Genomic DNA, 12,785 nt, shown 5'->3' with positions numbered 1-12,785 from the left:
AAAAGCTGTGGCAAAAAAAATGAATATCCGGAAAAAAAATAGGCGATTTACGGCTCATTATGAACCATGTTACTTTGATCGCAACCCGCTGTCCATCTCAGGTGATTTCGAGCAGAATGAACTTGGCGGATTAGGCATGCAAGAGGGAGATGGGAGCGGGAATTGGATCAAAGGGGGGAAAACGTATTTGAATCCACACCGAAACAAGGAACGCCCACGGGTGGGTTTACATCCGAAATGGTGGTTCCAAAAGGAAAAGGTGCAGAAAAGATGGTTTGTGATATTGTCTGTCGGTCCATGCTTGTTCGGCTATTTGCTGTTCACGCTGTATCCGAATCTGATGTCAGTCTATTATGCGTTTCTAAACTGGAATGGCATATCCGAACCAGAGTTCGTCGGCTTCGACAACTTTGTTCAGCTGGTGAACGATCCGTTCGTCTGGCGGGCATTGTACCACAATGTGCTTCTTATGGTCATTGCACCTGCTGTGACGGTACTGATCTCTTTGTTTCTAGCTTATCTGCTTGTGAACAAAAATTATCGCGAAGCTCGTTTTTACAAGATATTGTTCTTCTTCCCGAATGTACTTGCCGTCGTCGTCGTTACACTGCTCTGGGCGTTTATATACGACGGGAATTTCGGACTGCTGAATGCCGTATTGAAGCTGGTGGGGATCGACAACGGAGGATACTACTGGTTAGGAAGCAAAGAAACAGCGCTTTGGAGCTTGATACCACCCATCGTGTGGGGCGGTGTCGGGTTGTATGTCATTATCTTCATGAACGCGATGCGCTCGATCTCGCCTTCACTGTACGAATCTGCCATCCTGGAAGGGGCAAACCACTGGACGAGGCTGATTCGCATTACACTGCCGCTGATTATGCCCATTGTTCGCGTGGCGATGCTGTTCTTGGTACTTGGCGTTCTGAAAGGGTTCGAGATGGTTTTGATCATGACGAATGGAGGACCATCAGGCTCTACCGATGTGATCGGGCTGTATATGTTCAATCTGGCCTTTGGAGCGGATTACCATAATTACGGCTACGCTTCTGCCATTGGTATGTTTTTGTTCGTCATTTTGGTCGGTGCGAAGCTCTTGATCGATAAATTTTTACCGAATGAGAATATTCAGTACTAAGGAGGGGAGGGAATCTAGGTGAGGACGCCAAGAACATGGATCGATTTTATATTAAGGCTGCTGCTGCTGCTCTGGGCGATTACGGTGATATTTCCAGTGATTTGGCTGCTATATGAATCTTTGAAAACCAACCCTGAATTCTTTCAAAACATTTGGGCGCTGCCCGAAAAATGGAACTGGGTCAATTATAAGCACGCATGGGAATCGTATGACATGGGCCGCACCATGCTCAATACGCTTTATTATGTCGGCGTAGGACTCGTGCTGGGAACATTCCTAACGACACTCAATGCATACGCTTTGACCCGATTCGCTTTTCGAGGACGGAAGCTGATCTGGGGGCTCATTATGCTCTCCCTCTTTCTCCCGGGTATTAATGCGCTGATCCCTCAGTATGTGCTCATGCGTGATTTACATATGACGAACAGCTTGACCGGCTTGATTATTTTGGACAGCTTGGGAGAAAGCGTGTTTTTCCTCATGCTGCTGGGCGGATTTATGCAGTCCCTTCCGGGAGAGCTCGAGGAAAGTGCCCGCATGGATGGCGCATCGTTATTTCAAGTGTTTTGGCGCATTATTGTCCCGCTCTCTACTCCGGGTATCGTGACGGTCGCGATATTCAAATTTCTCGGATTATATAACAATTTCCTGCATCCATTCATCTATTTAAGCGATCCCGCCAAATATACCATTGGTGTCAATATGTATCAGGCTAACAAAATGATGCAGTACACTGCGGATTGGGTAACGCTGTTTGCCGGCGTAACGATCGCGATGATTCCGTCTTTAATTGTGTATATCTGTTTTCAGCGGCAAATCGCTGAAGGTTCTACGCTTGGTGCGGTTAAGGGATGAACGTCATTTTACCGTTGCGGCCTTAATCTTGGAAAGCCCTTACAAAGTTGAAGGAGGAGAAGACAAATGGTTGTTCGAGTCAATAGGATGGCGGGTAGGACGTTTTTCTTCTGCGTATGGTTTTTGGTCGTGATGCTGGTGATATCAGCCTGCAGCAATTCGAATACGATTCAAGAGGATCCTGCCAATACGAACGGAAATGGCGGAAACCAAGTGGAGGAAGAAGAGGTCTATGCTGAAAACGGCCTTCCCAAGCATACCGAAGTGACATTGAAGGTAGGGTTTTTCCGCGCAGGAATGGGTCAAGAATGGTTCGATTATGCGATGGATACGTTCAAGGAGAAGTTTCCGAATGTTTCATTTGATGTGATTTCTTCGCCGAATATTAGCGATATTATCGGTACAAAAATATCAAGCCAGGACGACGAGGATATGTTTGATCTGTTCAATGGCAATCCACCGGGGGTACAGCTGGAATCATTAGTCTAGTTGAAGCCGGTAAGCTGGAATCGTTGGAGTCGGTATGGGACCAATCTATTTACGATATCGATCAGACGGTAAAAGAAATTACGACCGAAGGAACCTATGAAATTGCGGGACGATATTTGGACGAATCGTACACGATTCCGCTGTGGGCCAACGGAGGCGGACTCTTTTATAATCAGCAGCTGTTCGAGGAGCATGGCTGGAACCAAAATCCGAAAACGTGGGACGAATTCGTGAAGCTGCTGGAAGAGATTCATGCCGAAGGCATTATTCCGATTACGTTTCCAGGGCAGTATCCTTACTATCTAGACTATTCCTTCGGTCCGGTGAAAGCCTTCGAACTTGCTGATATTAACGGCAATTTGGAGCAATTTACGGAGGATTTCCGGAATTTCAACCTGCCTCAATACCTTGCCGAAGAGAATATCGAACGCCTGAATCGAATCTATGAGCTGGGACAGAAGGGCTATTTCCCATCCGGTATCGCGGCTCTGAACCATACGCAAGCACAGATGCAGGTGCTGCAAGGCAAGGCTGCACTCGTTTCAACTGGCGTATGGGTCGAAAATGAGATGAAGGAATCCGCTCCGGAGGACTTTAAGTGGGGATATATGGCCGTGCCATTCGGCGATCGTCCGGAAGATCCGAAATGGATCCATCACGTACCGCAATCTTCTTTCATGGTTTGGAGCAGCAAGCCGGAATTGAATAAGCAGTGGGCTAAGGAATTTATCGTATGGATGCTCAACATGGATGTTCAGGAACGGATCGCTGATGCGGGGCAGCTGCCGATTCGGCAGGATTATCTCGATGATCCTCAGCGTGTGAGCGCATTGCAGAATGCTCCGAAGTCGCTGCTCGAATATATGAATAACAATCCTGTAAAGACCGAAAACGGGGTGCGCAAGGTGACGCTGACGGATCCATCTTATGCGCAGGCGATGAAAATTTTCAGCGAGGCTGTGACGGAAATCGTTGAAGGGAAACAGGATCCGATGCCGATTCTGGAAGAAGCGGAAAAGCTGCTGGAAAAGGCGATTGAAGTCGATCATAAATGATTCTCAGGTGGAGGGGAGCGGACGTTCATTGGTAAAAGAAGGAATGCGCAAAGCCGGCATGATGTGTTTGCTGCTTATGATCATATTGGCCGCTTTCATGATGTATAAAGAAAATGCTTCTGCAGATCAATCGTCTGATGAATTCGACGAGCTCAGACTCAAATGGCGTTATTATTTAACAGGCGAAAATATGTATGAGCTGCCCGTAACGGAACCTGAGCTGCAAGCAAGAATTGATCGGATTACGGCTGACGCACGGGCAGCTTGGAACGAAATGAACACTGAAGCAGACCGTGACTTTTTATGGGAGAATGTTCATCCGAATCAATACCCCGACTCCGCCCATATTTATGAAAATTACAAGCGCCTGTATCGGATGGCTATCGCTTACTGCACGAAAGGTTCGGATCTGGAAGGAAATGCGGAAATGCTGGACGATTTGATACAGGGCTTAGACTGGGTATACGAACATCAGTACAATGAGCGATTGGATTGGCAGGTGAACTACCACCACTGGGAAATCAATATCCCTACTCTGCTAGCTTATACGACGGTCCTTCTGTATGATGAGCTGGGTGAGGAAAGAGTGGATCATTATATGAATGCGGTGCATAAGTTCGCACATGATCCGACGACTTATGCATTGTCTACCACACCTTCTTACGGAGCGAATCGTTTATCTGAATCACTTCCGATAGCACTTCGGGGTATTCTCGTAAAAGACGGGGAGAGGCTTGCGCTTGTACGGGATCGATTGGGTGATTTTGAGGCTCTCATCTATCCCTTTGTGAAGCAAGGTAACGGATGGTACCGAGACGGTTCCTTCATCTCTCATGACCGTCACGCTTACAACGGAACTTATGGGTTAGAGCAGTACAATAAGTTGATTTCTTTAGTGTATTTATTAGAAGATTCCACCTGGGAAATCGAGGACCCTCGGCTGGAAAACGTATATCTTTGGACGAATGACGGTTATCTTCCACTTGTTCATAAGGGCAGAATGATGGACATGGTGAACGGCAGATCCATCGCTCGTCCTGGTGCGAGCGATCACGTACAGGGGAATAAATTGATAGACTCTCTGCTGCTGTTAACTGAATTCGCCGATTCGAAAAATGCGGCGCTATACAAGCAGAACCTGAAGCAATGGGCGCAGGGAAAAGCGGATTTCAATTATATGGACAGTGCTTCCATTCCATTGATGCTGAGGATGAAGGACATTCTGGAGGATAATTCCGTTGCTGCGGCTCCTGTTTTGACTTATCGGCAGTATGCCGGCATGGACCGAGCCGTGCAGCAGAGACCGTCGTACGCATTTGGGCTCAGTATGTTTTCGGAACGAATCTATGATTTTGAAACGGTCCATGGCGAGAACAAAAGAGGGTGGTACACGTCTTCCGGCATGACCTATATCTATGATCAGGATTACACACAGTATAACGATAATTATTGGGCGACTGTCAACATGAAGCGGCTGCCAGGGACGACGGTGGATGCCCAATATGAACGTCCAGAAGGAGACAGCAACAAACGAAGCTCAGCAAGTTGGGTAGGCGGTGTAGAAATCGCGGAACAATTCGGGGCATCGGGCATGGAGCTCGAGGGGTACGGAACGACATTGACGGCTCGAAAGTCGTGGTTCGCGTTCGATGACGAGATTGTTGCTTTAGGATCCAATATTGGCAGTCAAGATCAAAGGACCATCGAGACGATCGTGGAGAACCGTCGATTGAACAAGGAGCTTGATCAGCTGCTGACCATCGATGGCGAGGTTCAACCATCGTCCTTGGGCTGGGCTTCGCCATTCGATCAGATCCGGTGGGCCCATCTCGAAGGCAGTACGGAAGGAGCTGATATTGGATATGTTTTTCCGGATGGGGCTTCGATTCACGCACTTCGTGAAGAACGAAGCGGGACATGGAGCGATGTATCGGATATGGCGACCGATCCCAATACTTACTCGAACCGATATCTCACGCTATGGTTTGATCATGGGAAGAATCCTCAAGACGAATCGTATCGTTACATTGTGCTGCCGGATCGCTCCTCAGAACAGGTGGCACAGTATTCATCTCAGCCGGATGTGACCGTTCTAGAGCAGAATGAATATGTTCATGCGGTCAAGGAAAATCGATTGAATGTCCTTGCGGCATTGTTCTGGAGCGATGTGAAGAGGACGGTCGATGGCATGCTGACCGTCGATAAGAAAGCGGCCGTGGCGGTTCATGATCGAGGCGAAGAATTGGAAATTTCAGTTAGCGATCCGACACAGGAAAATGAAGGGATCATTGAAGTAGAGCTGAACCAAAGCGCTTCCGGTGTCGTTTCTTCGGATTCATCCATAAAAGTACTGCAATTGTCTCCGACGATCCGTCTGGCTGTGCAGACCCACGGCAGCGGGGGGAGAACGCAGCGAATTATATTAACAAGAAATGATGCAGCTGAGCGTACTGCGGCATCTTATGTTCCGGTTGCGGACGCTTCCATTCATCACGGGAGTAAAGCCTCCGAAAACTTCGGTACGGCGACAACGTTATCCGTGCGGGATGCTGGTGATGAGACGAAGAACCGAAGGGCTTTTCTCAAGTTTGATTTAGCGACCGCCGAATCTGTGAACCGCGCCGTACTGCGAGTACACGGCTACAGCGATTCTGGGGAATATGGGCTGTTAAATGTTCTGGGAAGCGGAAATCAGTGGTCGGAGACAGAGCTCACATGGAATAATGCACCGCCGTATGAAAGCAGTGTACTGGATGCGGTCTTTATAAACGGGATGGAAAAATACTACGAGCTGGATGTGACGGACTACGTGAAGCAACAGCTGGCTGGCGGCAGGAATGAAGTCACGCTGGTCTTAGCAGGGACGGATTATGAGAATATTCTTCTCCCTATACACAGTAAAGAGCATTCCTATGGAAGTCCGCAGCTATGGGTTGAAGGGACATTCCATACAGGTGCGCCGCCGGAGATAGAAGATCCCACATACGGTAAGTGGATGACAAAAGCAGTGGAACAATATTTTGACCATGATACGCCAGGCAGCATACCCGCACATTGGAATATTCAGGCAGAGGGTGGAGAAGCGGTTACGATCCAGCCTGCTGGTTCCAACGGCGATCTTGAATTGAAGCTGCAGAGCGGAGGCGAGCCACTCACTGCCTTGCTCCCTTTCGAACAGCAAGAAGGATTGGTCTACACTGAATTTAGGATGAAGTCAGGACAAACGAATTCGAGAGTGAATGTTTCATTAGAAAGCAGTGATCATGAATCCCCCGTGATAGAGCTCGTTTTCGATGAAAGAGGACGGATCACGGCTTCGAATGGGAAGGATGAGGTTTGGCTGCAGTCCTATAGCAAGGATGGATGGTATAAAATACAAATCCTCGCCGATACCGCTGCAGGTACTTATGACGTATACATGGATGAGGTGAGGAAAGCGGCGCGGCTTTCATTTCGCCAGCAAACCGATGCACTTGATGCAGCCAAATTCGAGGTTCAACCGAGCGGCTTGTTCTTCGTGGATGATGTTTCGGTAGGAACAACCAGCGCGATGCAGCCCGCGCCTTCGGAGGAGGATCAGCGAAACAGTGACGATTGGAATGCGCAGCTGCCGATTTATACAGTAAGCGACCATTTTAACGGGGAGGAATGGACGAACGGATGGAGCTTTAATGAAACGGGAGGAACGGTACAATTTATCAGCACACCAAGCGGCTCCAATCGAAGTTTAAGATTGATGAATCTGAGAACAGGCCAAACGGGGGCTACAAGAACCTTTGATTCACGAACGGGCAAAGTGACGGTGGAGTATTGGGTTCTGCCTGAGCAGCGGAATCAGACGTTCGGAGCGCCTTATGTAAGAGATTCGGCAAATCGGGATTTGGCCGTCATCTTATTCAACGGCAACGGTAATATACAGGCCTTCAATGGTGCAGCCGCACAAAACATCAAGCCATATGAAGCCGGTGAGTGGGTGCATATCAGACTCGATATGGATACGTACACGAAAACGTATGATTTGTATTTGAATGGCCAATTGGCCGCAAGCCAATTCGGATTTCGCAGGACAGACAGTACAGGAGTCGGAAGATTGTTCTTTTTCAGCAATGCAGCAGCGGGTTCCCTTTATCTTGATAATGTTCGTGTCACCTCTGAAGAAGATCGGTTTAAGCTACCTCATTCTGCACTGTATCCCGGATTAACGATATCAGCTCCCGAAAGAGCTTTACCCGGGGAAACCTTTCAAGCAGCGCTGCATTTCGATTCAAAAGGATACATCGCTGAACCAGAGCGTATGCTGATCCATTATGATCGAGAGGTGTTTACGTACGAGGGAGCGGAGGATGGCTCGGTCGAATACGACGTTCAGGAAGTAGATCCTGGTACGATCATGGTCATGAAGAACGATGACGAGTACGGAGGTGAGCTGCCGAAGCTCAGCTTTAGTGTATTAGAGCAGGCGAATGGTCCGGCAGGTAGTATTCGATTGGCATTCTCGGAGGTATATTTGGTCCAGGAGGGAATGTCCATTCAGACTCCGGGTCATTCTATCTCGATAGCGTTTCAAGAGGATCAACAACCACCGAACACCCTAGTGAAGCTGTTCCCCGAGTACCCGAACGGAATGAATGGTTGGTATATCGAGCCTCTTTCGGTCACCCTTGAAGTTTATGACGATAGGTCTGGCCCTTCCAGCCTGTCATACAGCATGGATCATGGAGTCACTTGGCATGTATACGAGCAGCCTGTGGTAAACATTCCAATTCATATTGATGGGGATTACACCTTGTTATATCTATCAACGGACCGAGCTGGGAATATGGAGAATGAGAAGTCCGTACATTTTCGATTAGACCAGACAGCGCCTCAGGTTCTTCTCAATATTGCAGAGGAAGCCGTGTTTTCAAACGAAGGTGAAATGAAACTGGAACTGTCCGTATCGGATGAAGGCTCTGGAGTGGATGCGGAGAAGACCGTGGTGAAACTGGATGGGACCGTGATCCATGCTGATGAATCGATTGCACTTTATCGCTTAACGCCCGGGCTCCATGTACTTACCGTTCAAGTATATGATTTCGCAGGAAATGTCCATGAAAGGCAGATTAGATTTTATACGGAAACGAGTGTTCAGGCATTGAAAAGCTTAGTTCTTTTGTTCGCTGCAAATGGGGAGATCGATCAACAGGGAATTGCGAACAGTCTGCTAGTGAAGCTGGAGAAGGGAAGTCTATCCGCATTCGTGAATGAATTGAATGCCCAGCGCGGCAAGCATATATCAATTGAAGCGGCTGACATACTCCTTCGCGATGCGATGTTATTGCTAGATTGAGGATTTGCAACACTCCAACCATTAGGACGGTCTACTGTGGACCGTCCATTTTTTTACACGAATAAGAAATTTCGTGATCAACGAAATGTAAAATGGAATGAAATACATGTTCGATGTTGATATTGACAATATACCTGTAACGGTATATTGTGTCGTATATCGAGTGAAAATCCATGAAGACGTAAAATTTGCGAAAGGAGATGGACTAGTGGAATACAATGATCTAATGAAAAATCGAGTAAAGCGGATGGAAGGTCAGCTTCGCGGCATTCTTAAAATGATGGAAGAGAATAAAGATTGCAAAGAAGTGATTACACAATTGTCTGCCGTTCGTTCCGCTGTAGATCGGACCGTGGGAGTCATTGTCAGCTCCAATCTTGTGGAATGTGTGCTCGAAGCAGAGAAGAGAGGCGAAAATACGGAGGATTTCATTAAGGAAGCCGTCAACCTGCTGGTCAAAAGCAGATAACGATTCAGGGGTTGACAAACTTTTTTTAGCCTTGTAATATACCCATAGGGGTAAGGGTAGTATATAAAGACGACACATGTAAAAAACAGTTCTACTCAAGAGGAGGTTTATAGATGAATGCAGCTAAATTGTTAGATGCGAAAGGATTGGCTTGTCCGATGCCGATTGTAAAGACGAAGAAGGCGATGAATGGGCTCCAGTCCGGTGAAATATTAGAAATTCATGCAACGGATAAAGGTGCAAAAAAAGATCTTGCAGCTTGGTCGAAATCAAGCGGTCATGAACTGCTGAAGCATGAAGAAGATGGAGGGGTATTGAAGTTCTGGATTAAAAAAGGATAATTCGCACATTTTTTTGGTCGCTCATATACCCGCGTGGGTATATAAAGTGATTCATAGGAGGGTTCTACATGTCTGAAACGAAAAAGACAAATATTATCTTATTCAGTGGAGATTATGATAAAGCGATGGCGGCCTACATTATTGCCAACGGAGCCGCTGCCTACGATCATGAAGTAACGATCTTTCATACGTTTTGGGGATTGAACGCTCTGCGCAAAGATGAGCCGGTTCCACTTAAAAAAGGCTTGCTGGAAAAGCTGTTCGCCAAGATGATGCCAAGAGGGGCAAATAAGCTGGGGCTTTCCAAAATGAACTTTGCCGGTTTTGGCCCTAAAATGATAAAAGAAGTCATCAAGAAGCATAACGCAGTTCCACTGCCGCAGCTCATCGAAATGGCACAAGAACAGGAGATTAAGCTGGTAGCGTGCATGATGACAATGGATTTGCTGGGACTTCAGAAGGAAGAATTACTGGAGGGCATTGAATTTGCAGGAGTCGCTGCGTATTTAGCAGATGCCGAGGATGGCCGCGTGAATATGTTTATCTAAAAAAAGATATGGGAGGCCCTATGTAGAGATGGGAATCATTCAATATATTATGATAGCTTTTGTTGTCATTTGGCTCGTTTTACGGTTTATGCCTGTTAAAGGCGTGAGACAAATAAGTGCCGCGGAATTAAAACAGGAGCTGGGTGAAAAAAATAAACAGTATATTGATGTTCGCACCCCTGGGGAATATCAGGGAGGCCATATTCGTGGCTTTAGTAATATGCCGCTGCATCAATTGACTGAAAGCCTATCTTCCCTTTCCAAAGAAAAAGAAGTTGTTGTGATCTGCCAAAGCGGTATGAGAAGCCAAAAGGCATGCAGTCTGCTTAGAAAGCACGGCTTCCACCAAATTACGAATGTTCGCGGCGGAATGAGCGCTTGGAGAGGTTAACTTCAGCATTGAAAAAAATATTTACTAGAACAGGAGGAATGAAAGGATGAAAGAAATGACAGCGAAAGAAGTAGAAAACAGGCTAGCTGAAGGCGAATGCCCCCTTATCATTGATGTGCGGGAAGTAGAAGAGGTCCGGGAAGGGAAAATTCCGGGTGCTGTAAATATTCCATTGGGACTTGTGGAATTCCGGATGCACGAGCTGGATAAGTCGAAGGAATACATTATCGTATGCAGATCCGGAGGCAGAAGCGCTCGGGCATCTCAGTTCCTAGAAGAACATGGGTATCAAGTTATCAATATGGCTGGCGGTATGCTGGCTTGGGAAGGGAAGACCGAGTAAATTTTTTTGAAATTCTTAATACCGTGTTGGGTATATTACAAGAGGAGGCAGATCATATGAAGAATTCGATACAAGCAAACGTCGTACTAGATGCCAAAGGCTTTGCTTGTCCAATGCCGGTCGTAAAAACGAAAAAGGCGATGAACAGTCTAAATCAAGGACAAGTCATTGAGGTGTTGGCTACCGATAAAGGCTCGAAGGCGGATTTGAAGGCTTGGGCGGAGAGTACAGGCCATCAATATATAGGGACCATCGAAGAAGGGGACGTGCTGAGGCATTATTTGCGGAAGCTGTCTGATTCGGAGTCCCTAGAGAGAAAACATCCGCTAACAATCAGCAATGAAGAATTGGCGCAAAAAATAGAACAGAACACAGCTTGTATTGTCCTGGATGTCAGGGAGGCAGCTGAGTATGTATTCGGCCATATTCCTCATGCCATCTCTATTCCTCTGGGACAGCTGGAAGAACGAATGCACGAATTAAATACGAATGATGAAATTTTCGTGGTATGCCGTACAGGAAGCCGCAGTGATTTGGCTGCACAGAAGCTTGCTGAGAAAGGGTTCAGCCGTGTAATCAATGTGGTACCCGGCATGAGCCAGTGGTCTGGAGAGACGAAGGGAATGTAGCTGCATCATTTTTTTTAGTCAGAATAATACCACAGGGGGTATATAGAATGGGTATTCAAGTGATGACTTCACAGGAATTAGCAAGAAAAGTCATGAACAAAGAACCATTATTCATTCTTGATGTACGGAATGAACGTGATTTTCAGGATTGGAAGATCGAAGGAAGGAATTTCCAATATTTGAACGTGCCATATTTTGAACTGCTTGACGGGGTAGAGGAGATCTTGGGACAGCTTCCAAAGGAAATGCAGGTGTTGGTCGTATGTGCGAAGGAAGGCTCCTCGGTGATGGTGGCGGAGATGCTTTCTGAAGCGGGACTCGATGTCTTTTATCTGCAGGGCGGGATGAAAGCTTGGAGCGAGCACTTGGAGCCGGTGAAAATCGGCGATCTGCAGAACGGAGGGGAGCTGTATCAATTTGTACGTCCAGGTAAAGGCTGCTTGTCCTATATGATCATCTCCGGTGGTGAGGCTGCTCTTATTGATGCCACTCGCATGACGGAATCGTATTTAGATTTTGCTAATAAACGGGATGCAAAGATTACACATGTTTTCGATACGCATTTGCACGCAGACCACATTTCAGGCGGGCGCAGCATCGCTGAGCAGACAGGTGCGAAATATTGGCTGCCGCCAAAGGATGCTGCGGAAGTGACGTTCAACTATTTGCCGCTGGAGAATGGTAATCGGATAACGGTCGGTGAAACGGCGATGGAGATTAACGCGTTGTACTCCCCAGGGCATACGATCGGTTCCACTTCATTTATCGTAGATCAACAGTATTTGCTTTCCGGAGACATTTTGTTTATCGATTCGATTGGGAGACCGGACTTGGCCGGTATGGCTGAGGACTGGGTCAGCGATTTGAGAGAAAGTCTATACGTTCGATACCGTGAGCTTGCTAGAGAACTCATTGTGCTGCCGGCACATTTTATGCACATCGACGAGCTGAATGAAGATGGCACCGTTTCAGCAGCGCTTGGAGCGTTGTTTACTCACAACCACGGTCTAAATGTGGAGGATGAAGCACAATTTCGCGCCATGGTGACGGAGAACTTACCCCCGCAGCCGAATGCCTATCAGGAAATCCGTAAAACAAACATGGGGATGTTGAAGCCTGATAAAGATGCACAGCGTGAAATGGAAATCGGTCCAAACCGCTGCGCGATTCGATAATCCTGCATAAGTAAAAGAATTTC

12 protein-coding genes are annotated in these 12,785 nt (G+C 47.1%); all 12 read left to right on the top strand.

Annotation, left to right across the window (positions count from 1 at the left end; translation table 11 throughout):
- Positions 1-19 precede the first annotated feature (19 nt).
- The 12 genes from ACFPXP_RS06105 to ACFPXP_RS06050 all read left to right on the top strand — a co-directional run bounded on the left by ACFPXP_RS06105 (position 20) and on the right by ACFPXP_RS06050 (position 12,762).
- Positions 20-1,138: a carbohydrate ABC transporter permease gene (locus tag ACFPXP_RS06105; RefSeq protein ID WP_379893312.1), complete on the top strand. Its 1,119-nt coding sequence runs from the start codon at positions 20-22 to the stop codon at positions 1,136-1,138.
- An 18-nt stretch (positions 1,139-1,156) separates the two neighbouring features.
- A complete protein-coding gene (locus ACFPXP_RS06100) occupies positions 1,157-1,993 on the top strand; it encodes a carbohydrate ABC transporter permease (RefSeq protein WP_379893310.1) in 837 nt (278 codons plus the stop codon).
- A gap of 66 nt (positions 1,994-2,059) precedes the next feature.
- Entirely contained in the window at positions 2,060-2,482 is a 423-nt protein-coding gene (locus tag ACFPXP_RS06095; RefSeq protein WP_379893308.1) for a hypothetical protein, read from the top strand.
- Between the two features lie 23 nt (positions 2,483-2,505).
- Complete coding sequence (locus ACFPXP_RS06090) at positions 2,506-3,537, top strand: ABC transporter substrate-binding protein (protein WP_379893306.1); 1,032 nt, start codon at positions 2,506-2,508, stop codon at positions 3,535-3,537.
- Between the two features lie 28 nt (positions 3,538-3,565).
- Positions 3,566-8,866: a polysaccharide lyase family 8 super-sandwich domain-containing protein gene (locus ACFPXP_RS06085; RefSeq protein ID WP_379893304.1), complete on the top strand. Its 5,301-nt coding sequence runs from the start codon at positions 3,566-3,568 to the stop codon at positions 8,864-8,866.
- A gap of 208 nt (positions 8,867-9,074) precedes the next feature.
- Positions 9,075-9,335 carry a metal-sensitive transcriptional regulator gene (locus ACFPXP_RS06080; protein WP_379893463.1) on the top strand — a complete coding sequence of 87 codons (261 nt, stop codon included), beginning with the start codon at positions 9,075-9,077 and terminating at the stop codon, positions 9,333-9,335.
- A gap of 113 nt (positions 9,336-9,448) precedes the next feature.
- Complete coding sequence (locus ACFPXP_RS06075; RefSeq protein ID WP_379893302.1) at positions 9,449-9,676, top strand: sulfurtransferase TusA family protein; 228 nt, start codon at positions 9,449-9,451, stop codon at positions 9,674-9,676.
- 68 nt (positions 9,677-9,744) lie between these two features.
- The gene (locus tag ACFPXP_RS06070; RefSeq protein WP_379893300.1) at positions 9,745-10,224 is read left to right on the top strand and encodes a DsrE/DsrF/DrsH-like family protein; all 480 of its coding nucleotides are present in this window, start codon (positions 9,745-9,747) and stop codon (positions 10,222-10,224) included.
- A gap of 28 nt (positions 10,225-10,252) precedes the next feature.
- Positions 10,253-10,615, top strand: a complete 363-nt coding sequence (locus ACFPXP_RS06065; protein WP_379893299.1) for a rhodanese-like domain-containing protein — start codon at positions 10,253-10,255, stop codon at positions 10,613-10,615.
- Between the two features lie 46 nt (positions 10,616-10,661).
- A complete protein-coding gene (locus tag ACFPXP_RS06060; RefSeq protein ID WP_379893298.1) occupies positions 10,662-10,958 on the top strand; it encodes a rhodanese-like domain-containing protein in 297 nt (98 codons plus the stop codon).
- Between the two features lie 56 nt (positions 10,959-11,014).
- The gene (locus ACFPXP_RS06055) at positions 11,015-11,587 is read left to right on the top strand and encodes a sulfurtransferase TusA family protein (RefSeq protein WP_379893297.1); all 573 of its coding nucleotides are present in this window, start codon (positions 11,015-11,017) and stop codon (positions 11,585-11,587) included.
- 47 nt (positions 11,588-11,634) lie between these two features.
- Positions 11,635-12,762 carry an MBL fold metallo-hydrolase gene (locus tag ACFPXP_RS06050; RefSeq protein WP_379893296.1) on the top strand — a complete coding sequence of 376 codons (1,128 nt, stop codon included), beginning with the start codon at positions 11,635-11,637 and terminating at the stop codon, positions 12,760-12,762.
- Positions 12,763-12,785 lie beyond the last annotated feature (23 nt).

The sequence above is a fragment of the Marinicrinis lubricantis genome (assembly GCF_042658665.1).
GTDB lineage: Bacteria > Bacillota > Bacilli > Paenibacillales > KCTC-33676 > Marinicrinis > Marinicrinis lubricantis.
This window is presented reverse-complemented; position numbering and strand designations above follow the sequence as displayed.

Excerpts from the sequence above, each read along its gene's own strand:
- ACFPXP_RS06055 (WP_379893297.1), top strand. The coding sequence starts at position 11,015 with ATGAAGAATTCGATACAAGCAAACGTCGTACTAGATGCCAAAGGCTTT.
- ACFPXP_RS06095 (WP_379893308.1), top strand. The coding sequence starts at position 2,060 with ATGGTTGTTCGAGTCAATAGGATGGCGGGTAGGACGTTTTTCTTCTGC.
- ACFPXP_RS06105 (WP_379893312.1), top strand. The coding sequence starts at position 20 with ATGAATATCCGGAAAAAAAATAGGCGATTTACGGCTCATTATGAACCA.
- ACFPXP_RS06070 (WP_379893300.1), top strand. The coding sequence starts at position 9,745 with ATGTCTGAAACGAAAAAGACAAATATTATCTTATTCAGTGGAGATTAT.
- ACFPXP_RS06065 (WP_379893299.1), top strand. The coding sequence starts at position 10,253 with ATGGGAATCATTCAATATATTATGATAGCTTTTGTTGTCATTTGGCTC.
- ACFPXP_RS06075 (WP_379893302.1), top strand. The coding sequence starts at position 9,449 with ATGAATGCAGCTAAATTGTTAGATGCGAAAGGATTGGCTTGTCCGATG.
- ACFPXP_RS06050 (WP_379893296.1), top strand. The coding sequence starts at position 11,635 with ATGGGTATTCAAGTGATGACTTCACAGGAATTAGCAAGAAAAGTCATG.
- ACFPXP_RS06060 (WP_379893298.1), top strand. The coding sequence starts at position 10,662 with ATGAAAGAAATGACAGCGAAAGAAGTAGAAAACAGGCTAGCTGAAGGC.